An 18,525-nucleotide genomic window follows, 5' to 3' on the forward strand; every position below is an offset into this window, starting at 1 on the left:
AGACGTGGATGGCCGGGACAAGCCCGGCCATGACGGGTGTTGGTCAATACACGCGAGCCTTGGGCTCGATGTACTGGATGTCGTTCGACATGGTGTAGGTGTGCACCGGGCGGTAATCGAGGGTCACCTTGTGCGAGGTGTCGTCGAGCCAGGCGAGGGTGTGCTTCATCCAGTTCTTGTCGTCGCGCTCGGAGAAGTCCTCGCGGGCATGCGCCCCGCGGGATTCCTGACGGTTCGCAGCGCCTTCCATGGTGACGACGGCCTGCCCGATCAGGTTGTCGAACTCCAGCGTCTCGAGAAGGTCGGTGTTCCAGATCAGCGAGCGGTCCGTGACCTTGATGTCGGCGGCCGCGCTCCACACGTCGTGGATGAGCTTCACGCCCTCTTCCAGAACCTCGCCGGTGCGGAACACCGCGCAGTTGTTCTGCATGGTGCGCTGCATCTGCATGCGCAGATCGGCGGTGGTGGTGGAACCGTTGGCATAGCGGAACTTGTCGAGGCGCGAGAGCGCGAGCGCGTCGGCGCTCTTGGGCAGATCCGCATGGCGCGCGTTCGGCTCCAGGATCTCGGCGCAGCGCAGGCCCGCCGCGCGGCCGAACACCACGAGATCGATGAGCGAGTTCGAGCCGAGGCGGTTGGCGCCGTGCACGGACACGCAGGCCGCCTCGCCCAAAGCCATCAGGCCCGGCACCACCGTATCCGGGTTGCCGTTTTTGAGCGTCAGCACTTCGCCGTGATAATTCGTCGGGATGCCGCCCATGTTGTAGTGCACGGTCGGCAGGACCGGGATCGGCTCCTTCGTCACGTCGACGCCGGCGAAGATCTTCGCGCTCTCCGAGATGCCGGGCAGGCGTTCGTGCAGGATCTTCGGGTCGAGATGGTCGAGGTGGAGATAGATGTGGTCCTTGTTCTTGCCGACGCCGCGGCCGGCACGGATCTCCATGGTCATGGCGCGCGAGACCACGTCGCGGGAGGCGAGATCTTTCGCGGATGGCGCATAGCGCTCCATGAAGCGCTCGCCTTCCGAGTTCGTCAGATAGCCGCCCTCGCCGCGCGCCCCCTCGGTGATGAGGCAGCCCGAGCCGTAGATGCCGGTCGGATGGAACTGCACGAACTCCATGTCCTGCAGCGGCAGGCCTGCGCGCAGCACCATGGCGTTGCCGTCGCCGGTGCAGGTATGGGCCGAGGTCGCGGAGAAATAGGCGCGTCCGTAGCCGCCGGTGGCGAGGATCGTCATGTGGGCGCGGAAGCGGTGGATCTCGCCGGTCGACTGGTTGAGCGCGACGACGCCGATGCAGCGGCCGTCGGAATCCATCATCAGGTCGAGGGCGAAATACTCGATGAAGAAGTTGGTCTGGTTGCGCACCGCCTGGCCGTAGAGCGTGTGCAGGATCGCGTGGCCCGTGCGGTCGGCGGCGGCGCAGGTGCGCTGCGCGGTGCCCTTGCCGAACTCGGTGGTCATGCCGCCGAACGGGCGCTGGTAGATCTTGCCCTCGGCCGTGCGCGAGAACGGAACGCCCCAATGCTCGAGCTCATAGACCGCGGCCGGCGCATTGCGCACGAGATATTCGATGGCGTCCTGGTCGCCGAGCCAGTCCGAGCCCTTCACGGTGTCGTACATATGCCAGCGCCAATCGTCCGGCCCCATATTGCCGAGCGAGGCGGAGATGCCGCCCTGTGCGGCGACCGTGTGCGAGCGGGTCGGGAACACTTTGGTGATGCAGGCGGTGCGCAGGCCCGCCTGCGAGCAGCCGACGGTGGCGCGCAGGCCCGCGCCGCCCGCACCCACGATCACCACGTCGAAGGTATGGTCGACGATGGTGTAGGCCTTGCCGTTGACGGCGGCGCCGTTCGTTGCTTGAGCCATGAGAGAATTCCTTAAACCAGAATGCGGCCGAGGCTGACCTTGAGGATGGCGTAGAGGCAGGCCACCGCGATGATCACCGCATAGAAATTGTTGGCCATGACGGCGACGATCTTGAGCATGCGGTCATGGATGTAGTCTTCGATGACGATCTGCATGCCGAGACGCATGTGATTGGTCACCGAGATGACCGCGAGGATCAGGATGATCGCGACGAGCGGATGCGAGATGATGGCGATCGCCTCCTGATAGGAGGGCGAGCCGGCGAGCGCCGCCACGATGATCACGAAGGCGATGACGAGAGGCACGTTCGACACCGCCGTGACGCGGTGGATCCACCAATGCTCGACGCCGTGCCCGGCGGCGCCGAGGCCCTTTACGCGGGCGAGCGGGGTGCGCATGGAAACGCGGGTGTCAGCCCTGTTGTCGGCCATGGGTCCTGCTCCTTCAGAAAGCGATGAGGGCGACGACCCAGATCGCCAGCGTGAGCGCGACCGAGCCGATGAGGGTGAAGCGGGCCATGGCGATGCGCTGATCGGCCTCCATGCCGTAGCCGAAATCCCAGACCAGGTGGCGCACGCCGCCAAGCATGTGGTGCATCAGGATCCAGGTGTAGACGAAGAGGATCAGGTAGCCGAGGGGCGAGCCGAAGAACCATTGCACGGTATCGAAAGCCGAAGGTCCGGAGGCGAGAGCCACGAGCCAGATCGCGAAAAGCGCGATGCCGCCGTAGAGCGCGATGCCCGTGAGACGATGGACGACGGACATCGCCATCGTCCAGCTCCACTTGTAAACCTGAAGATGCGGGGACAGGGGCCGCGGGGCCACTTTCGCCTCAGCCATGATGGTCACTCCTGGTCGGCGACGAAGGGTCGCCCGTAGTTTGGAACGGTTCGTATCGGATGCGCGGCAACACCGCAATGCGCCTTCTGCCCAAGGTGGTAACAACAGGACACACTTCGTCAGCCGCGAAGATACCTCCGAGCTCGCTTATCGCACAATTTTTAATTATTCTTATCTACCTTCGCGGATGACGAAGGAAGCCTATGCAATTCGACCTGACCGATCTGAGCCTCTTCCGGCACGTGGTGGAGGCGGGAAGCATCACCCACGGCGCCGAGAGAGCCCATCTCGCGCTCGCCGCCGCGAGCACCCGTATCCGCAACATGGAGAAATCGCTCGGCGCCCCCCTCCTCCTACGCAACCGTCAGGGCGTGACCCCCACGCCCGCCGGGCGGACCCTGCTGCAGCATGCCCGCGCCATGCTGGCCCAGGCCGAGCGCCTGCGCGAGGATCTCGGCTCCTATACCGGCGGACTGACCGGCCAGATCCGGATCCTGTCCAACACCAACGCCCTGACCGAGTTCCTGCCGGAAGTGCTCGGCTCCTTTCTCGCCAGCCACCCGCAGGTTTCCATCGACCTGGAGGAACGCCTCAGCGACGAGATCGTCGGGCTGATCGCGGAAGGCGTCGGCGATCTCGGCATCGTGGCGGGCACGGTCGATACCGGCCGGCTCGAGACCTATCCGTTCCGCAGCGACCGCTTCGTCCTCGTGGTGCCGAACGGCCATCCCCTCGCCGCCAAGGCGAGCATTCCCTTCGCCGAGGTGCTGGAGCACGATTTCGTCGGCCTCGACCGGGCGAGCGCCCTGCAGCGCTTTCTCGCCGGCAAGGCGAGCCGCATCGGCAAGCCGATCCGCCTGAGGGTGCAGCTGCGCAGCTTCGATGCCGTCTGCCGCATGGTGGAGGCAGGCGTGGGTTTAGGCATCGTGCCGGAAACCACCGCCCGCCGCGCCGCCCGCACCGCATCCATCATCGCCGTCGATCTGGACGACGCCTGGGCCGCCCGCGACCTGACGCTCTGCATCCGGTCCCTGAAGGACCTCCCGCCATCCGCACGGCAACTGGTGGAGCATCTGCGCAAGGAGGCCTGACCGGCCATTCTAGGAATTCACGCCTGCGCGCCTTCAAAACGCCGTGAGGATGGAATGATTATCCTCGGCGAGTTGTCTGTAGAGCCGTCCGTCTCGAACAAGGACGGCCCGACATCTCCAAGGAGGAAACACATGCGTGGAACGGACAGCCTTTCGCTTATCGCCGCCATCGGCCTCTTGACGCTTGCTCCCATCGGGGCGGCCCAGGCCCAGAGCGTGCAGGAGACCACGTTCTTCATCACCAGCGCCGGTTCGGGAAAGGGCGCGGATCTCGGCGGACTCGATGGCGCGGACCGGATTTGCCAGACCCTCGCCGAGGCCGCCGGCATTCGCGGCAAGGTGTGGCGCGCCTATCTCTCCACGCAAGCCGCGGGCGGCGCGACGGCCGTCAACGCCAAGGACCGGATCGGACGCGGGCCGTGGCAGAACGCGAAGGGCGTCGTCGTCGCGAAGGACGTCGCGGACCTGCATGGGCCCAGCAACAACCTCACCAAGCAGACGGCGATCACCGAGAAGGGCGGCATGGTGAACGGCCGCGGCGACCAGCCGAACCAGCACGACATGCTCACCGGCTCGCAGCCCGACGGCACGGCCTTTGCGGGCAATCAGGACATGACCTGCGGCAACTGGACGAAGAGCGGCACGGAGGGCGCGGCCATGACGGGCCATCACGACCGCACGGGCACCGACGATTCGGCGCCGGCCAAGTCGTGGAACTCGTCCCACGCCACCCGCGGCGGCTGCAGCCAGGACGCCCTGCGCGGCACCGGCGGCGCCGGCCTGTTCTATTGCTTCGCGGCGAATTGATTGCTCAGGCGATGGGGCCCCTTCCCCCTTGTGGGGAGCGATGACCACGAAGGTTTGGCGCTGCCTCACCTCTCCTTGAGGGAGAGGTCGCGCCGGAGGCGCGGGAGAGGGGTTACAGGTCTATCCGGAGAAGGCGGTGCCCCCTCACCCTCGCTGCGCTCGACCTCTCCCCACCGGGGAGAGGTGAAGCTGCGGCGGCAGAGATGGATCTCGGGAACACTCGAGATCCGGGGAGAGGTGAGGAAACGGCACCGTCGCGCCTGTTCCTTTGAGCTTAGGAGCTAAATTCATCCCGCTTGCGCGGCGAAATCCACCGCCGGCATCGTGAGCCCGCGCCGGAGGCAGGCTGCTTCGAGCGTGTTGCGCAAAAGACAAGCGATGGTCATGGGGCCGACGCCGCCGGGGACGGGCGTGATGGCGGAAGCGACTTCGGCCGCTTCCGCATAGGCCACGTCGCCGACCACCTTGGTCTTGCCATCGCCGGCGGCCGGGTTCGGCACCCGGTTGATGCCCACATCGATCACGATGGCGCCGGGCTTGACCCAGTCGCCGCGCACCATCTCGGGCCGGCCGACGGCGGCGACGAGAAGATCGGCGCTGCGGCAGACATCCGGCAGGTCGCGCGTCTTCGAATGGGCCACCGTCACCGTGCAGCTCTGGGCGATCAGCAGCTGCGCCAGCGGCTTGCCGACGATGTTGGAGCGTCCGACCACCACGGCGTTGAGACCGGAAAGATCGCGCCGGACCGATTGCGCCAGCAGCAGGCACCCCAAGGGCGTGCAAGAGACGAGGCCCGGCACGCCGGTCATGAGCCTGCCGGCATTGATCGGGTGGAAGCCGTCCACGTCCTTTGCCGGATCGATCGCCTCGATCACCTTCTGCGCATCGATCTGCTTCGGCAGCGGCAATTGCACGAGGATGCCGTCGACCGCCGGATCGGCATTGAGCCGGGCGATGAGCGACAGAAGCTCCGTCTCGGAGGTGGAGGCCGGCAGCTTGTGCTCGAAGGAGCGCATGCCGACCTCGACGGTCTGGCGCGCCTTGTTCTTCACATAGAGCTGGCTCGCCGGATCCTCGCCGACGATCACCACCGCAAGTCCCGGCGTCACCCCCTGCCCCGCCAGGGTCCGGACGGCTCCGGCAATGCGGGAGCGCAGACCCTCGGCATAGGCTTTTCCGTCGATGATGGTGGCGGTCATGGGCTCCGTCCTGTCAAAGCGGCAAGGGTGGCGGCAATCCTGTCACCCTCGCCCGAAATCAAAAAGGTCTTCAGCCGGGCGGAGGCGCCCGCCTCCAGGCTTACAGCCGAGGCGGGCAGCTTCATGCTCTTGGCCAGGAGCCGTCGCACGCCCTCGTTCGCCGCCCCGTCATGCGGCGCGGCCCTGACCCTCACCTTCAGCACCGCCCTGCCGTCCGAGAGGATCTCGACCCCGTCGATGGCATCCCGACCGCCCCTGGGCGTCACACGCACCCGGACCTCGAGCCCGTCGGAGCGAACGCGCCAGGCCGAACTCTCCATCCGCTTAGAAGGCGATCGGCATCAGGTAGTCGACGATCAGGTTCTGGATGAAGATGATGAGCAAAATCAGGATGATGGGCGAGATGTCGACCCCACCGAGATTGGGCAGGATGCTGCGGATCGGCCTCAGGGCCGGCTCCGTCACCGCATCCAGGAAAGTCCAGATCGAGCGGACGAAATTGTTGCGGGTGTTGACCACGTTGAAGGCTACGAGCCAGCTCAGGATCGCCGAGGCGACGATGAGATAGGTATAGAGCTGCAGGGCCAGCAGGATGACATTGAGGAGCGCGCGCATAGGGAACCTGTCAGGGATCGGCTTAGCTCATGTAACGATTGAAGCGGGACTGAACAACCCTGGCCGCACCGACCGGCCCCGATCCGCCCCTGCCGGCCGCCGTCCAATTGGCCGGCCCAGCCGATTGACAGACCAAAGCCGGGAAGCCTAAAACTTCCGCCACTTGGCTCGATTCAATCGACCGGGGCTGTAGCTCAGATGGGAGAGCGCTGCAATCGCACTGCAGAGGTCAGGGGTTCGAATCCCCTCAGCTCCACCAAGCTTTTCAATGCCTTAGCTTAGATACGCATCAAGAGACCTATTGTTGGGTAAGCAATGGGTAAGCGGACGTGTAGAATTTAGCCCTAAATCTCCCGGCTTCTCGCCCACTGGTCAGATCGAATTGACTAACTTTTCGGCGAGCGCCCAAGGAGGTCATCACCTTCGTGCTGGTTCAAGTCGTTGAAGACGAGCTGATCCTCGAAAACAGTTAGCTGCCGGGCTTAGTAAATGCTCCTGGACTAAAGCCAGTGTTCCTCAGAAAGCACAGACTCAGCCCGCCAGCTTGACCACTAACCTATGTTACTGCTAGCTAGATGCTGCCTGCCCTAACGGAAACCCGTGGGCTCCCAACGTGCGTAAAAGGTATAGCGGGAGCTGGGACTGGGGGCAATAATGCGTATTTCTCTACTCGCTATTATCGCGGGCAGCCTTTCGTTGGGCGCCTGCGCCACGGTTACTCGTGGCACGACCGAACAGATCACTTTCGACTCTGAACCGCCGGCGGCAATGCGGACTTCAACCGGCCTGACCTGCCCTACGACTCCTTGCACATTGCAGGTCGATCGGAAGTCAGAATTCGTCGCCACCTTCTCGAAGGACGGCTATGAAAGTCAGGACGTCATGGTCCAGACACGCGTCGCCGGGAGTGGTGCGGCAGGATTTGCCGGCAACGTCCTGATCGGCGGCCTCGTCGGCATGGGCGTCGATGCCGCGACCGGCGCCACGCTGGAGCACTTTCCGAACCCTGTGAATGCTAGCCTGGCTCCGCTGGCTGTCTCGTCGAAATATCGGAACCGGAAGCCGGCAGCCCGGAGAGGTCCGATCAAAGAAGTTGTACCTCCGACCTCCTGATAGATCGAAGCGAAAGCAAACCCCGGCCTTGCGCCGGGGTTTTGTTTGACCCACTCACACGCGAAAATCTCCCAACCTTATGTGGGGCAAGGCGGCTGGCCGTTACGTTGATACCGCAGACCTGGCTCCTCCCCCCATCACTTGGGATCGAAGCAGCTTTCCAAACCAAGTACGCAGATATCGTGCCATGGCAGCTTCAGCTGCCGCGTCAGGCTCATTGAGCCATTCCATAAGCCGCAATGGCAGATCAATATCATTGCAGTCTGGGTGCAATTCATCGAGGAAGCCACGTGCGCCATCAGTTAAGCCGAAGTGTTCGAAGCTAATTGCACTCAAGTCACAGTCTGAGCCGTCCGGAAAGCGCCATAGGGAGTCCCGGATCGCTTCTCGTCGATCGCGAATGAGATGCTTGCCTTGGCGTTCCAGCCTCTCCTTATTGTCAACTGCGCCCCTCAGCCCTGCCAATGAACCTCGCCAGTGCCGCGGAAGGTCCCGATCGGGATAACGTCCAGTTCCGCACCATGGACGGACATCACTAACGGGAAAACACTCATCAACTCGCGCACGGATTCGGTAGAGCATTTGAACTGCGAATGGGTTAGCGAGTTCATCTTCCCAAGGTGCGTCGGATAATCCCACTTCTCGGCGCACAGGCTGTTTAGAGCGTCGTCGGCTAGCGACGATAGCGTGGAGCTTCCAATTCCAGAAGAAGCGCTCCTCAAGCCGCCGCGCCAGGAGATCTGATAGAAAGCTTTCTCGGTCGATTACGACGTCTGGAGGGAGATCTAGACTATCTTGGTATATTGTGCCCCCCGATCCACTAGCGCAGTGAATATGATACCCCTCGGTTTTTGCGACAAGCTCATGCAGCGTCCTTATGGGGTCCGCTGTTGTTTCCGCGCAAGCAATGTAGAAGTCCTGGAGAACATGAAACCGGGACTGCCCGACCTCGAAAGCCTCACCCAGGTCTTGGGGGATATCGCCTGCAAAAAGCACGCCCGGCCGGGCCGCCAAATCAGTGATCGAAAGCGCTGAAACTAGGATCCGTCGTGCATCGAAAAGCGCGCGTTCGGGCGCGACATATACCGGCAGAAACTCGCACTCCCATTCCGACCCTTCAGCCATATCAATGCGGCTTACCCTGGTTTTATGAGGGATAAGTATTCGCCTCGCTTCGAACCATTGCGGGAACTCCACCATGCGCGAGTCCCGCGGATAGCGTTGGCGCCGGGTCTGGAGTTGATGGATGAAAATATAGCGTGGCCCGAATAAGGCGGCGTTGCGGGCTTCTAAAAAGCTGTCGTCAAGGAGAACGAGGTCCTGCGATGACAGATCGAGTGGCTGCGTGCCCATGCGTTTCTCCGATAAAATCGGTGCGGAAAGCATGGCTTGGCCATGGACTACGACGTCGGTATCAGTCTACCTTCGGGGTCGTCAAGATGTTCGGATGCCTCGCCACGATTTGGCTACGTCGTATCGGATAGCTAGGCATGGCGCGATCCATAGGCAGAATTGGTGCCTGGCTAGGCAACGCCACTTCAATTCGGATGCTGTGCCAATAGCGTCATTAGCGCCAATAGCTCACGGACTCCCACTTCCTCAAAATCGCGCACTTCCGGTCAACCCTTGCGACGGTTGAGGCTGACGCTCTCTCACCAATGCCCCGGCATTAAGCTCAACGCCGCCTCCGGAACGCATCAAGCCGCATCACTCTCATCCGGCTTCGGACTATAAACGCGCACGATGGGGAAGGCGACCGGAGCGCCATCGACATCGGCGTCCAGTTCGAGTTGCTTCTTGTCGCGCCACTTGTCGGGCTGACGGTTCTTCAGCCAATTTAAGGCAGCGCCGGGATCGGGTGGGTAATGCGTGACCGTGTCGGCCCTGATGACCTCTCCCTCGAACAGGAAGAGCTTCTCGGTCGGCTGATCGTAGCCGGTCGCACGCTTGAAGAATGAGGCAGCGACCTCGGCGTCGGCCGGTATCTTCCCGCGCGTGACCGCCTCGGAAAATTCCGGGTAGCGTCGCTTCCACTCGTAGAACGTATCGGTGTTGATCTCGAAGAAGGCGGCCATCTCCTCGTCGGTGTGCGAGAGCATGGCCAGCTTGTAAGCGTGTTCGGGATGATAGTCGGGGTCATACTTTGTCGGGCGGCCGGCGGTCATCAAGTCCTCTCCGGGATGTAGCGCAGGGGCTGGATTTTCATGATGCCCTCTCGGATGTCATCGTTGAATGCTGCCATAGCGTGCGGGCCGATTGCTTTCATTTCGGCCATCTTTGCCCTGAGAACGGCCGCCAACCGCGGAGCCTTCATTCTGGCCGCGTACTGAAGCGCCCACGTGTAGGCGGGGTACTTGTAGCGGCTCGGAGGGCGCGGCGAGCTCAGCCTGAACTCGACCCATCCCTGCTCCATGGCAGCGGCGAACTCGGGCCTGGTCTCGATCCACTCATAAATCGTATAGACCGGCACGCCGAGCGCCTGGGCCATGCCCTCTTCGCTCAGGCCGACGCGGGCCAGGCCCCGCACCAGACGGGCGTGATTGTCACGGTATTCAATAGGTTGTGATTGGGGCTCCGTCATCGCAAATCCCGAAGAAGTTGTCGGTTTGTTCTACGTATCATATTCCGCGTCGCATTCGTCGACGGCCGCAATTCAAACTTCCTTGATTGAGGTCAGGCGGGGCCGGGCATGTCACGGTCGCGTAAACGGACCCCTGCGCCACCGCCATTCTCTGGGATGAATTCAACTCCTGCGCGCTCAAAGGTAAGCCGCAGAAGATTGCGGTTGCTGTCACGCATTTCGCCACCTTTTTCGAAGGCTCGCACAGTCACAACACTTAGCCCTGTCTCCTCAGACAGTTTGGCTTGCGTCCAGTTGAGTAGGCCTCTCGCGGCTCGGCATTGGGAAGCACTGATCATACCCGCCAAGATAGGCCAAACTTGCTTTTTTAGCAAGTTACAGCTTGAAATCGAAATAATCGGATGTTACTTTCTTTTTTAGAAACTTATTACGCATAAAGGAAAGACAATGTCCCTTTCGCGTAGAATCGACTGGACCGCCGCGATGCGCGATATGCGCGCCGACCGCGCCAAACCCACTCACGGCTTCCTTGCTTCCCGCTCCCTCGAAGCCGCACGGCTTGATCGGTTGGCCAGGGAAGCCGCCTCCGCGCCTCTCGTGATCGCGGGCGCCTATGACCGCTCTGCCATCATGACGGCGGCCATCGCCCAAGCTCGGGCGCAGCGCGCAAAGGGCAGCAAGGCCCCTTGGCGGCAGCTCATCGGCACGGCTCTTCGGTTCACGTGGGCTCGCGCGAAGTCTGCCCGCAACACGGGAGCGCACTGATGGCCATCCCCGAGTTCATCGTCTTTCTGCACTGCGCCCGCAGGTCCCGCATTCTGGCCAAGGCCTGCCCGGAAGAAGCAGCCCAGCACAAGAGTTGCTGCCGCTTCTGGGTGGAGATGGCTCGCCGGGCGCAGCCGCCGCCGCTTCCCTAAGCCGCGCCTGCACTTTCCCCACGACTGCTGACGAACAGGAGATGACCCCATGGCTCGAAGCACTTCCCCCACCACCGCCCGCATGATCCACAACACTGCCGCTCGAGCCCATCCAGATCTCGTGCTGCTGCGCCTTATGGATCAGCACACGAAAGCGCGAGCCCGTGTCGACGCAATCGAACTTGCCGTCATGGTCAAGCGCCAGCGACTGCCGGAGGCCGAATTTGACCGGCTCTGCGCGAAGGTGTCCGGCATCGAGGACGCCATTCTCGCGCAGCCCTCGCATACGCCCGAAGGCCTCGGCATCAAGGCGCGGATTGCCGCCCGCTATATGCAGACACCGGAGGACTGGGGCGTCCGGACCTACGAAGTCCTCAGCCGCTTCCTCCAGGAGGTCGTGTGCCTGACGGATCCCACGACATCAGGCCGGGTGTGACAACGGCGATGGCTGCAATTCCGAGGCCCGGTACCTCTCCGGGCTTCGGCCAACTTGCAGGAGACCTGCCATGCGCGACGAGCGTGAGTTATCTGGGTCGAAAGAACCGGAAGTCCCTGCCGCCGATGAGAAGACGGAAAGCCGGTTCGAGTGGATCGGCACCCTTTCCATCGTCATCGCGCTCTACGTCTGGCAGCACGGACTTCCGCCGATCTATCCCGGCGACATCGTCGCCCTTGCCGTGAGCGGCCTGATGCTGGCTTGGTTTCTAAGGGGCAAGCGTCAACTCGCCGGAGAGCAGCAGGCGAGCGAGCGCATCGCGTTTCGTCTTGGACAGGCGCTGAAGCGCATTATCCGGCCCTTCTAGCGCCTCACGCGTCCCGCCGGCCCGCATCAGTTCGGCCAACCTGTTCGCCTTGGCCTTCGTCATCCGGTCGGACAGCATCTTCGCACCCGTGCCGATGACTGGAGCCGCCACGGCCGAGGGATAGCCTGACAGAACGCCACTGACCACGGCTGCCGTTGACGACGCCGCGCCAAGCGCGCCCGACTGTGGTGCGAACGCGCGGCCGGCATAAGTCACGCTGTTGCGCAGCGGACCGCCCTTGGCGACATCCATGGCGGCCGTGAATTCGTCCGGTGTCATGCCGCCTTTCTTCGCCAGCTTGCCGATCTGCGTGCGGATGGTGCGCTCGGGGTTCTGCGCGAAGTCAGCATCGCGGATCGCGCTCTCGACAGCTTCCGACTTCGAGGCCCGGCGCCAGAGGTTGCGCGCTTCCTTGATCGCCTGAGCACCGGCCTGCGCATTGCCGAGCAGAATGTCACCGTCGCCGAGCTCGTCGATGTGGCGATCGATGTGCCGGATGATGGTCGAGAGCGCGGCGTTGTCGGACTTGTCGACGCCGAATGCCTTGAACGCCTTCTTACGGATGGCATCGAGCTTCGACAGCGTCACGTGCCCGCCTGCTGCTTCCTGCAAGCGCTTGAGAACGACAGCGGATTTTGCCTGCAGGTCAGGATCAAACCCGAACAGGTCCAAATCGTCCATGAGATCGGCCTGCAGCCGGTTCATGCTGTCCTGACGGATGAGAACACCCGCATCATCGGCCGCCTTGTACGAGGCGTGCGCCTGCGTCTTCAATGCCTCGGAGGACGGCACCTGCGGCTTGTCGCGCTTGAGCGCCTGCGCAAGCTTTCCCGCCACCCCACCGACGGCCTGCGCGGCTGCCGTGCCGCCGATGCCAGCAAGCGCGCCAATGGAGGCGGCGTCGGCGATATCCTCGTCGTGACCGGCTCCGTGGAGCGCGCCGTAGCCCGCTCCCTCGATACCTCCGGCGGCCAGTTTACCGGCAAGCGTCTTTGCCCGCGACAGCCCCTGCGGCACGAGCCGAGTTGCATTGACGCCGACATTCGCCGCCGCGTTCATCGGCAGGAAGCTCGCCCCGATTTCGGCCGTGGTGCCGGCGAGGCCGGATCGGGTGCGGGCGTCCTCGGTCGCTTGCCGATGTAGCTGCAGCGCCTCGTCGTAATCCATATCGGAACGGCCGGCGGCTTCGATCCCGGCTAGCAGTTTGTCGCCGAAGCCGAAGCTCGCGCCGTCAAGTCCGACGCGGGCAATGTCCATCGCGGCCCGACCCGCCTCGCCGTACCAGGGCAGCTCCTCGAAATCATTTTGCACGCGGACTTCATGGGACTGGGGGTCTCTGAACCTCTCCCACGGCTTCCCCTCTGAAGCCACATGGGCCGCTTGTGCCGCACGCGCCCGTGCTCTTGCGCGGGCCAGAGCGAGTTCCTCATCGACGCCCCCAGCGTCTGCCTCGGCCTTGCGCTTGCGAGCCGCCGCCCACAAGAACGCCTCGTCCATGTCCGGATCCGAAGTGCTCGCCGCCTTTTCCTGGTCAAGCCGTGCTCGCTCCCACGGCTTCAACGTGCCATCGCGGCGGGCCTGTTCGAGCCGCGCCCGATCCCAAGGCTTGAGCCCTTCGCCCTGATCTTGGAATTTCTCCCAGGGCCTGCCGCCGGCCTGAGCCTCTGCTATCCGCTGGCGGGCTCGCGCCCGTGCGCGCTCCAAGGCCTGCTGTTGTTCCTGGGATAGTTCCATATGAAGCTCCTCGTGCTGCATCGATCATCGCAACTTGATGCAGCAGTGGAGCGGGAACCGCTGTATCAAGCGGCACGATTATAAGGGTAAAAAGTCGGTCTGGATTCAGGCCGGAATGCCGCAGCTAGGCAGGGTTGTGACCGCAGTTCGTCGGGCTGTTGTATTACCCTTTGGGGACGCATGCTCCTTCCGTCGCCCTCCGAAATCGCGCTTACGCATCTCACTATTCACCCGCATCCTTGTCCCCCGATTGCAGGACCCCAAGGATCACTCTTGCAGCTTGATGACCCCTTTCCCCTCGAAGAGCTTCCCGTTCGCATCCGACATACAATCCTGGAAGAGTTCGAGGGCCGGCGCCCGTCTATCCGGGAGGTCGCCAGCCTCCCAGATACTCATTGGCTCCAGCTGCCTCATATCGGCCTAAGGGTCTTAGCGTCGATGCGTGAACTGACACGGGGAGCCCGTCGGAAAGCGAGATTGCCCTCCTTGGCAGGAATGACAGACGCCGAGCTGCGAGCGGAGTTCGACCGCCTGAGCGAGGAGAGAAGGGCTGTCGATACTCAGCTCAAGGAGGTGAAAGCTGAAATGCGTTTGAGATCCGAGGCTAAACGATATGTCGACGGGAAAGGCGCATTTTGAACTTGAGGCGGGCATCCCGCGTACTCTGCGCCAATCGCTTCACCGACGCGTTTGAATTGCGTCCGGCACAATCGAAGTAGCTAATTATAGGTAAAATAGAGCATTGCTAAGTAGGCAATAGCGCAAAATACCCATCACCCCGCCAGGTATACAAGACCTTGGTCCATATTATTGGTTTGCCTCGTGCGGCATCATCACCTGCATGTTGCTTCTTGCTCCGAACGCATAACTCGATCTCCTGGACCGGCGGAGACGATATGCTTCGGAACTAGTAGCACCGTACAACCAGTACTAGGGAACCAAGCATGCCTATCGATGGCGATTTGAACGAGTGGACTGCTGCTGAGCGCCTTGATTTTCCGGGATCAGGGTCCGTCGGCTACGAACTTTATGGAAGAGTGGAAGGTAGCGGCGCTGAAGCAAAGTTAGTATTCGCCATTCGCGCGCCCACTGGAACAGTCATCGGTGCCGGAACCACACTATGGCTCAATACCGACCGTGACAGCGGCAGTAGTTCGGCTACCGGTCAGCCGATTTTCGGAGGTGTAGGATTTGATGGAGGAGGGGCCGAATACAACATCAACTTCTTTACCGACGGTCAGCCCTATCTTTATACGGGAGCCGATGGCGAGAATTTTGTTAGGGGCCCGATCACCCATGTCTTTAGCGCGGAAAAAGACGTGGTCGAATTTGAAATTCCTTTCGAATGGATCGGCGAAACGGATGGGGCCGTTGACGTCCTAGTCGATGTCAACAACTCAATCTCGGGCTTCCTCCCCAATGATTATGACCTGGTCACATACTCTGTCGTAGCCGCAAATCCTTATTCCATCTCCGATGCCGCCACCGTGACCGAAGGCGGAACCCTGGAGTTCACGATTACGCGCCTGTTTCCCACGGCTACAGACGTCTTGGTTAGCACCAGCCACGGCGATGTGCTGATGAAAGCCGGTGAGTTGTCCGCTATCCTGGCAGTGCCGACCGCAGATAATGCCTTCTGGGGGTCTAATCCGGATGTAGTGGTGACGTTGACCGGCACCTTCGGCAGTGACACAGGTGTCGGCAGCGTCCTTAATAATGACGCGGCTCCTCCGCCTGTCACGCCACCCGTTGTAGATCCTGGCCCTGTGGTAGTGAATCCAGGCCCTGTAGTACCTGCCGGTAAGGTGCTGAACGGCGGGCGCGGAGGCGAGGTCCTACAAGGCGATGCCGGTGGCGATTGGCTCAAAGGGAATGCCGGCAACGACAAACTCTTCGGTCACGGCAGCGACGACTATCTCTATGGGGGCCTCGGCAAGGACGTGCTTTCGGGCGGAGCCGGGCGGGACAGCTTCGTCTTCAACACGAAGGCTGCAAAGTCCAACGTCGACAAGGTGACGGACTTCAACGTCTTCGATGACTCGATCTATCTGGAAAACGCAGTCTTCAAAGCGCTCGGTAATAAGGGCTCGATCAACAAGCCTGTTCAGCTAAAGAAGGCCGAATTCGCCCTTGGAAGCAAGGCAGCGGATAAGAGCGACCACGTCATCTATAACAAAAAGACTGGCGCCCTCTTCTATGATGCCGATGGCACTGGATCTCAGGCTCAAGTGCAGATCGCCACCCTGTCGAAGAACCTGAAGATGACCCACAAGGATTTCTTCGTCATCTAGCTCAAACACAGATCGGCGAGCCCGGGAAAGGCACGGACGTGCTGCTCTCCCGGGCACTTCACCGTAACCTTCTCCAGTGACACCGGCGTTCCTCTCTGAGAGCACGGGCAAACCCAATGAATGGCTGCGCGAGGCGCCTCTACCTCTTCGTGCCACTCCCGTAGCAGCCCCTATCGGCGATAGTCAGGGGCGGGATATGACTAGGACAGGCAATGATGAACCGGCTACAGATAGTTTTGGCCATTGCTGGGTGGGTTCTGTCTGGATTCTTCTTTCTGGAGAGCCGCTCGGGATCCGAGACACGGGCTGAAATTGCGCGCTTGACCAGAGCCGTCCAGACGGCCGAGGCGGACCGCAATGCGCTCGCTGCTGAGTTGGATCAGTTCAAAGAGGCGCATCAGGATCTGAAGCATGTAGAAAGGCGGATAGCTTCCACGTCTGAGGAATTGAAGCACCTCGAGTATCTTCGTGCTCGGGTCAGCGGTGAGATCGACACGATGCGCCCTTAGTCCATTCCTCACCTACAGTGCCGTCCTTAAAGACGGTCGCAAGCCCAGGAGCAGCCCAACGTTCAAGATTCCGATATGCTAAGCGCCAGCCACGCCTGAACGAAAAAGACTGCCGACGGTTGGGGTTATTGCGGACATTCGCCGACTTGTCCGTTTGCGCTGTGCAGCGCTACGCCCTCCCTCAGCCTAAAGGCTCCGTCAGGAAAGTTTCGTTTACTGCCAGAGCCTAGCCGCTATGGTGTGACGGAAGGATGAGGGGCAAAGATGAAGCGCGATATGGACCTCGTGCGCGACATTCTATTCGCACTTGAGGAAGGGACTGATCTCTATCAGAAGCCAGAAGAGCTCAATGTGCAGGGCTCCACGGCTGAAGAGATCCGAAACCATCTCACCCTACTTGAGGACGCCGGGTTCGTTTCGAGCTTCCCTATGCCTAAGGCCCACCCCAGCGGGCTGGGATCATTCGTCAAGGGACGCATTGGCACCTACAGGCTCACCTGGCAGGGGCATGAATTCTTAGCGACCGTGCGCGACCCCGAGATTTGGCGAAAGACGAAAGCGGGCGCCGCCAAAGTGGGGGGTCTTGGTGTCGAAGTCTTGTGGGGGCTGGCGAAGGAATATGTAAAAGCTGAGGTCCGCGACCGCTTGGGTGTTCCTCTGACGTAGACTTTGACCACTTCCTCGCCCCTCCCGCTACCCTCTCCCCATCGCCAAAAGGATTTTTGCAGATGAGCTCACTTGAACGCGCCATCGCCATAGCGGCCGAGGCCCATATGGGTCAGACCGACAAAGGCGGCTCGCCGTACATCCTGCATCCTTTGAGGGTGATGATGACCGCTCGCCAAGATGGCGGCGACGATGCTGCTATCGTCGCTGTCCTTCATGACGTAATCGAAGATTGTCCGGACTGGCCGGCTGAACGCCTTGCCTCGGAAGGGTCTAGCCCCGAGATCATGGCCGCACTCGACTGCCTCACCCGCCGCCAGAGCGAGGACTACATGGAGTTCGTGGCTCGATGCAGCCAGAACCCGATCGCGCGGATCGTGAAGCTGGCGGATCTGAAGGACAATATGGACCTTGATCGCCTTCAGTCTCCGACGCCCAAGGACTTGGAGCGTCTTGAGCGCTACAAGCAGGCAGCCGCATGTTTGGCGATCCCGGAATGACCTACTCCCGCGACACCACCGCGATCTCCGAGATCACCGGCCAGCCGGTGAACACCTGATCTGAGGAATGGCGGATCGAGACCGAAGCCCGGACCGTCTAGAGCGTTCAAACACACCGCCCTTCCGCAAGGGAAGATAATCCTTTATGTGGTTCTACTCGGATTTGAACCGAATAACCGGACCAACGTAGATCCTGCGGGGGCACATAGTGACTGGACACAACACCGTAGAGCGCCTGGACGACGTTCATGCCATGGCCGATTCCAAATTCACGCTCAACCTGCCCCCCGGCATGTTTCGAGACGGGGAGCCCGTCCTTGTGACGATCAAGCCAACCAAAGTATCCGAATCCTTGACCGTTGCTTGGAAAGTGGTGAATTTCGCCACCCAGTCGCAGCAGAGCTTTGGGTCTCTCCCCTACCTCAAATCAGGCGGATACACGGTCACACTGTCTGACAGTGACTCGTTCTTCCTGGCTCCCGAGGCGTCTTTCACCCTTATCGTGCATGCGACCCATGCGATCTCAGCAGGAGTCGGAGATGACGACGTTCATGGAAGCACGGGCGATGACACGCTCAGCGGCGGGAGCGGCGCAGATTGCCTGTATGGCGGCGAGGGTTCAGACATTCTGCGTGGCGGATCCGGCAAGGACATCTTCGTGTTCGACACCACGCCCAACAAGAAGACCAACCTCGACAGGATCGTCGACTTCAATGTGAATGACGACTCGATCTGGCTCGACAATGCCGTGTTCACCAAGCTCGGCAAGAAGGGGACGCCCGACCACCCGGCGCCGCTGAAGAAGGACTTTTTCACCATCGGCGACAAGGCTAAGGACAAGAACGACTACATCGTCTACGACGATAAAAAAGGGATCCTGTACTACGACCAAGACGGCTCGGGTTCAAAGGCAGCTATCGAGATCGCTAAGCTCGATAAGAATCTCAAGATGACCAATAAGGACTTCTTCGTCGTGTGATCAACGAGGGGCG

General features: G+C 61.5%; 24 protein-coding genes and 1 tRNA gene. 14 read left to right on the forward strand and 11 right to left on the reverse strand.

All coding sequences use genetic code 11. The features are described 5' to 3' along the window. Positions 1 to 43: 43 nt before the first annotated feature. From sdhA to sdhC, 3 genes are read right to left on the reverse strand one after another with little or no spacing between them, the layout of a single operon-like run. On the reverse strand, positions 44 to 1,867 hold the full coding sequence (sdhA, locus tag JKL46_RS26270; protein ID WP_201838827.1) for a succinate dehydrogenase flavoprotein subunit: 1,824 nt from the start codon (positions 1,865 to 1,867) through the stop codon (positions 44 to 46). A gap of 11 nt (positions 1,868 to 1,878) precedes the next feature. Then, on the reverse strand, positions 1,879 to 2,298 hold the full coding sequence (sdhD, locus tag JKL46_RS26275) for a succinate dehydrogenase, hydrophobic membrane anchor protein (RefSeq protein WP_201838829.1): 420 nt from the start codon (positions 2,296 to 2,298) through the stop codon (positions 1,879 to 1,881). 13 nt (positions 2,299 to 2,311) lie between these two features. Further along, positions 2,312 to 2,707, reverse strand: coding sequence for a succinate dehydrogenase, cytochrome b556 subunit (gene sdhC, locus JKL46_RS26280; protein ID WP_201838830.1), 396 nt, complete (start codon positions 2,705 to 2,707; stop codon positions 2,312 to 2,314). 203 nt (positions 2,708 to 2,910) lie between these two features. Here sdhC and JKL46_RS26285 point away from each other — a divergent pair, with 203 nt between their 5' ends. Next, a complete protein-coding gene (locus JKL46_RS26285) occupies positions 2,911 to 3,798 on the forward strand; it encodes a LysR family transcriptional regulator (protein WP_201838831.1) in 888 nt (295 codons plus the stop codon). A gap of 132 nt (positions 3,799 to 3,930) precedes the next feature. Then, positions 3,931 to 4,605 carry a hypothetical protein gene (locus JKL46_RS26290; protein ID WP_201838832.1) on the forward strand — a complete coding sequence of 225 codons (675 nt, stop codon included), beginning with the start codon at positions 3,931 to 3,933 and terminating at the stop codon, positions 4,603 to 4,605. A gap of 287 nt (positions 4,606 to 4,892) precedes the next feature. Here the strand turns inward: JKL46_RS26290 and folD are convergent, their stop codons facing one another. Genes folD through JKL46_RS26305 form a run of 3 tightly spaced genes read right to left on the reverse strand, consistent with a single transcriptional unit; the run spans position 4,893 to position 6,419 of the window. After that, positions 4,893 to 5,804 (reverse strand): bifunctional methylenetetrahydrofolate dehydrogenase/methenyltetrahydrofolate cyclohydrolase FolD, encoded by a 912-nt coding sequence (gene folD, locus JKL46_RS26295; protein ID WP_201838833.1) that lies wholly within the window; start codon positions 5,802 to 5,804, stop codon positions 4,893 to 4,895. Beyond that, positions 5,801 to 6,124, reverse strand: coding sequence for a DUF167 family protein (locus JKL46_RS26300; protein WP_201838834.1), 324 nt, complete (start codon positions 6,122 to 6,124; stop codon positions 5,801 to 5,803). Before JKL46_RS26300 ends, folD begins: the two co-directional genes overlap by 4 nt. A 4-nt stretch (positions 6,125 to 6,128) precedes the next feature. Continuing rightward, a complete protein-coding gene (locus tag JKL46_RS26305; RefSeq protein WP_201838835.1) occupies positions 6,129 to 6,419 on the reverse strand; it encodes a YggT family protein in 291 nt (96 codons plus the stop codon). Positions 6,420 to 6,602: 183 nt separating this feature from the next. Between JKL46_RS26305 and JKL46_RS26310 the strand changes: the two genes are divergently transcribed. Next, positions 6,603 to 6,678, forward strand: a tRNA-Ala gene (locus JKL46_RS26310). Between the two features lie 623 nt (positions 6,679 to 7,301). Beyond that, positions 7,302 to 7,532, forward strand: a complete 231-nt coding sequence (locus JKL46_RS35765; protein ID WP_246529545.1) for a hypothetical protein — start codon at positions 7,302 to 7,304, stop codon at positions 7,530 to 7,532. Positions 7,533 to 7,634: 102 nt separating this feature from the next. Here the strand turns inward: JKL46_RS35765 and JKL46_RS26320 are convergent, their stop codons facing one another. From JKL46_RS26320 to JKL46_RS26335, 4 genes are all read right to left on the reverse strand, one after another. After that, the gene (locus JKL46_RS26320) at positions 7,635 to 8,885 is read right to left on the reverse strand and encodes a hypothetical protein (protein WP_201838838.1); all 1,251 of its coding nucleotides are present in this window, start codon (positions 8,883 to 8,885) and stop codon (positions 7,635 to 7,637) included. A gap of 344 nt (positions 8,886 to 9,229) precedes the next feature. Then, the gene (locus JKL46_RS26325; protein WP_201838839.1) at positions 9,230 to 9,697 is read right to left on the reverse strand and encodes a helix-turn-helix domain-containing protein; all 468 of its coding nucleotides are present in this window, start codon (positions 9,695 to 9,697) and stop codon (positions 9,230 to 9,232) included. Continuing rightward, positions 9,697 to 10,113, reverse strand: a complete 417-nt coding sequence (locus tag JKL46_RS26330; RefSeq protein ID WP_201838840.1) for a hypothetical protein — start codon at positions 10,111 to 10,113, stop codon at positions 9,697 to 9,699. Before JKL46_RS26330 ends, JKL46_RS26325 begins: the two co-directional genes overlap by 1 nt. A gap of 92 nt (positions 10,114 to 10,205) precedes the next feature. Further along, on the reverse strand, positions 10,206 to 10,451 hold the full coding sequence (locus JKL46_RS26335) for a helix-turn-helix domain-containing protein (RefSeq protein ID WP_201838841.1): 246 nt from the start codon (positions 10,449 to 10,451) through the stop codon (positions 10,206 to 10,208). Between the two features lie 109 nt (positions 10,452 to 10,560). Here JKL46_RS26335 and JKL46_RS26340 point away from each other — a divergent pair, with 109 nt between their 5' ends. The 4 genes from JKL46_RS26340 to JKL46_RS26355 all read left to right on the forward strand — a co-directional run bounded on the left by JKL46_RS26340 (position 10,561) and on the right by JKL46_RS26355 (position 11,833). Continuing rightward, a complete protein-coding gene (locus JKL46_RS26340) occupies positions 10,561 to 10,878 on the forward strand; it encodes a hypothetical protein (RefSeq protein WP_246529546.1) in 318 nt (105 codons plus the stop codon). Next, positions 10,878 to 11,030 (forward strand): hypothetical protein, encoded by a 153-nt coding sequence (locus tag JKL46_RS26345; RefSeq protein WP_201838842.1) that lies wholly within the window; start codon positions 10,878 to 10,880, stop codon positions 11,028 to 11,030. Before JKL46_RS26340 ends, JKL46_RS26345 begins: the two co-directional genes overlap by 1 nt. 49 nt (positions 11,031 to 11,079) lie before the next feature. Then, entirely contained in the window at positions 11,080 to 11,466 is a 387-nt protein-coding gene (locus tag JKL46_RS26350) for a hypothetical protein (protein WP_201838843.1), read from the forward strand. 70 nt (positions 11,467 to 11,536) lie between these two features. Next, complete coding sequence (locus JKL46_RS26355) at positions 11,537 to 11,833, forward strand: hypothetical protein (RefSeq protein ID WP_201838845.1); 297 nt, start codon at positions 11,537 to 11,539, stop codon at positions 11,831 to 11,833. On the opposite strand, the gene JKL46_RS26360 is transcribed toward JKL46_RS26355, so the two are convergent. Next, positions 11,735 to 13,567 (reverse strand): hypothetical protein, encoded by a 1,833-nt coding sequence (locus tag JKL46_RS26360; RefSeq protein ID WP_201838846.1) that lies wholly within the window; start codon positions 13,565 to 13,567, stop codon positions 11,735 to 11,737. The genes JKL46_RS26355 and JKL46_RS26360 overlap by 99 nt on opposite strands. A 273-nt stretch (positions 13,568 to 13,840) precedes the next feature. On the opposite strand from JKL46_RS26360, the gene JKL46_RS26365 reads away from it, so the two are divergent. The 6 genes from JKL46_RS26365 (at position 13,841) to JKL46_RS26385 (ending at position 18,512) form a co-directional block, all read left to right on the forward strand. Beyond that, complete coding sequence (locus JKL46_RS26365; RefSeq protein ID WP_201838847.1) at positions 13,841 to 14,206, forward strand: hypothetical protein; 366 nt, start codon at positions 13,841 to 13,843, stop codon at positions 14,204 to 14,206. 305 nt (positions 14,207 to 14,511) lie between these two features. Then, entirely contained in the window at positions 14,512 to 15,858 is a 1,347-nt protein-coding gene (locus JKL46_RS36400; protein ID WP_201838848.1) for a calcium-binding protein, read from the forward strand. A 212-nt stretch (positions 15,859 to 16,070) separates the two neighbouring features. After that, positions 16,071 to 16,367, forward strand: a complete 297-nt coding sequence (locus JKL46_RS35220) for a hypothetical protein (RefSeq protein ID WP_210381475.1) — start codon at positions 16,071 to 16,073, stop codon at positions 16,365 to 16,367. Positions 16,368 to 16,631: 264 nt separating this feature from the next. Continuing rightward, entirely contained in the window at positions 16,632 to 17,033 is a 402-nt protein-coding gene (locus JKL46_RS26375) for a DUF2513 domain-containing protein (RefSeq protein WP_201838849.1), read from the forward strand. A 62-nt stretch (positions 17,034 to 17,095) separates the two neighbouring features. Further along, on the forward strand, positions 17,096 to 17,533 hold the full coding sequence (locus JKL46_RS26380; protein ID WP_201838850.1) for an HD domain-containing protein: 438 nt from the start codon (positions 17,096 to 17,098) through the stop codon (positions 17,531 to 17,533). A 253-nt stretch (positions 17,534 to 17,786) separates the two neighbouring features. Continuing rightward, positions 17,787 to 18,512, forward strand: coding sequence for a M10 family metallopeptidase C-terminal domain-containing protein (locus tag JKL46_RS26385; RefSeq protein WP_201838851.1), 726 nt, complete (start codon positions 17,787 to 17,789; stop codon positions 18,510 to 18,512). The last annotated feature ends 13 nt before the right edge of the window (positions 18,513 to 18,525 follow it).

The organism is Microvirga zambiensis WSM3693, assembly GCF_016735695.1.
Classification (GTDB): domain Bacteria; phylum Pseudomonadota; class Alphaproteobacteria; order Rhizobiales; family Beijerinckiaceae; genus Microvirga; species Microvirga zambiensis.

Excerpts from the sequence above, each read along its gene's own strand:
- sdhA (WP_201838827.1), bottom strand. The coding sequence starts at position 1,867 with ATGGCTCAAGCAACGAACGGCGCCGCCGTCAACGGCAAGGCCTACACC.
- sdhD (WP_201838829.1), bottom strand. The coding sequence starts at position 2,298 with ATGGCCGACAACAGGGCTGACACCCGCGTTTCCATGCGCACCCCGCTC.
- sdhC (WP_201838830.1), bottom strand. The coding sequence starts at position 2,707 with ATGGCTGAGGCGAAAGTGGCCCCGCGGCCCCTGTCCCCGCATCTTCAG.
- JKL46_RS26285 (WP_201838831.1), top strand. The coding sequence starts at position 2,911 with ATGCAATTCGACCTGACCGATCTGAGCCTCTTCCGGCACGTGGTGGAG.
- JKL46_RS26290 (WP_201838832.1), top strand. The coding sequence starts at position 3,931 with ATGCGTGGAACGGACAGCCTTTCGCTTATCGCCGCCATCGGCCTCTTG.
- folD (WP_201838833.1), bottom strand. The coding sequence starts at position 5,804 with ATGACCGCCACCATCATCGACGGAAAAGCCTATGCCGAGGGTCTGCGC.
- JKL46_RS26300 (WP_201838834.1), bottom strand. The coding sequence starts at position 6,124 with ATGGAGAGTTCGGCCTGGCGCGTTCGCTCCGACGGGCTCGAGGTCCGG.
- JKL46_RS26305 (WP_201838835.1), bottom strand. The coding sequence starts at position 6,419 with ATGCGCGCGCTCCTCAATGTCATCCTGCTGGCCCTGCAGCTCTATACC.
- JKL46_RS35765 (WP_246529545.1), top strand. The coding sequence starts at position 7,302 with ATGGTCCAGACACGCGTCGCCGGGAGTGGTGCGGCAGGATTTGCCGGC.
- JKL46_RS26320 (WP_201838838.1), bottom strand. The coding sequence starts at position 8,885 with ATGGGCACGCAGCCACTCGATCTGTCATCGCAGGACCTCGTTCTCCTT.
- JKL46_RS26325 (WP_201838839.1), bottom strand. The coding sequence starts at position 9,697 with ATGACCGCCGGCCGCCCGACAAAGTATGACCCCGACTATCATCCCGAA.
- JKL46_RS26330 (WP_201838840.1), bottom strand. The coding sequence starts at position 10,113 with ATGACGGAGCCCCAATCACAACCTATTGAATACCGTGACAATCACGCC.
- JKL46_RS26335 (WP_201838841.1), bottom strand. The coding sequence starts at position 10,451 with ATGATCAGTGCTTCCCAATGCCGAGCCGCGAGAGGCCTACTCAACTGG.
- JKL46_RS26340 (WP_246529546.1), top strand. The coding sequence starts at position 10,561 with ATGTCCCTTTCGCGTAGAATCGACTGGACCGCCGCGATGCGCGATATG.
- JKL46_RS26345 (WP_201838842.1), top strand. The coding sequence starts at position 10,878 with ATGGCCATCCCCGAGTTCATCGTCTTTCTGCACTGCGCCCGCAGGTCC.
- JKL46_RS26350 (WP_201838843.1), top strand. The coding sequence starts at position 11,080 with ATGGCTCGAAGCACTTCCCCCACCACCGCCCGCATGATCCACAACACT.
- JKL46_RS26355 (WP_201838845.1), top strand. The coding sequence starts at position 11,537 with ATGCGCGACGAGCGTGAGTTATCTGGGTCGAAAGAACCGGAAGTCCCT.
- JKL46_RS26360 (WP_201838846.1), bottom strand. The coding sequence starts at position 13,567 with ATGGAACTATCCCAGGAACAACAGCAGGCCTTGGAGCGCGCACGGGCG.
- JKL46_RS36400 (WP_201838848.1), top strand. The coding sequence starts at position 14,512 with ATGCCTATCGATGGCGATTTGAACGAGTGGACTGCTGCTGAGCGCCTT.
- JKL46_RS35220 (WP_210381475.1), top strand. The coding sequence starts at position 16,071 with ATGATGAACCGGCTACAGATAGTTTTGGCCATTGCTGGGTGGGTTCTG.
- JKL46_RS26375 (WP_201838849.1), top strand. The coding sequence starts at position 16,632 with ATGAAGCGCGATATGGACCTCGTGCGCGACATTCTATTCGCACTTGAG.
- JKL46_RS26380 (WP_201838850.1), top strand. The coding sequence starts at position 17,096 with ATGAGCTCACTTGAACGCGCCATCGCCATAGCGGCCGAGGCCCATATG.
- JKL46_RS26385 (WP_201838851.1), top strand. The coding sequence starts at position 17,787 with ATGGCCGATTCCAAATTCACGCTCAACCTGCCCCCCGGCATGTTTCGA.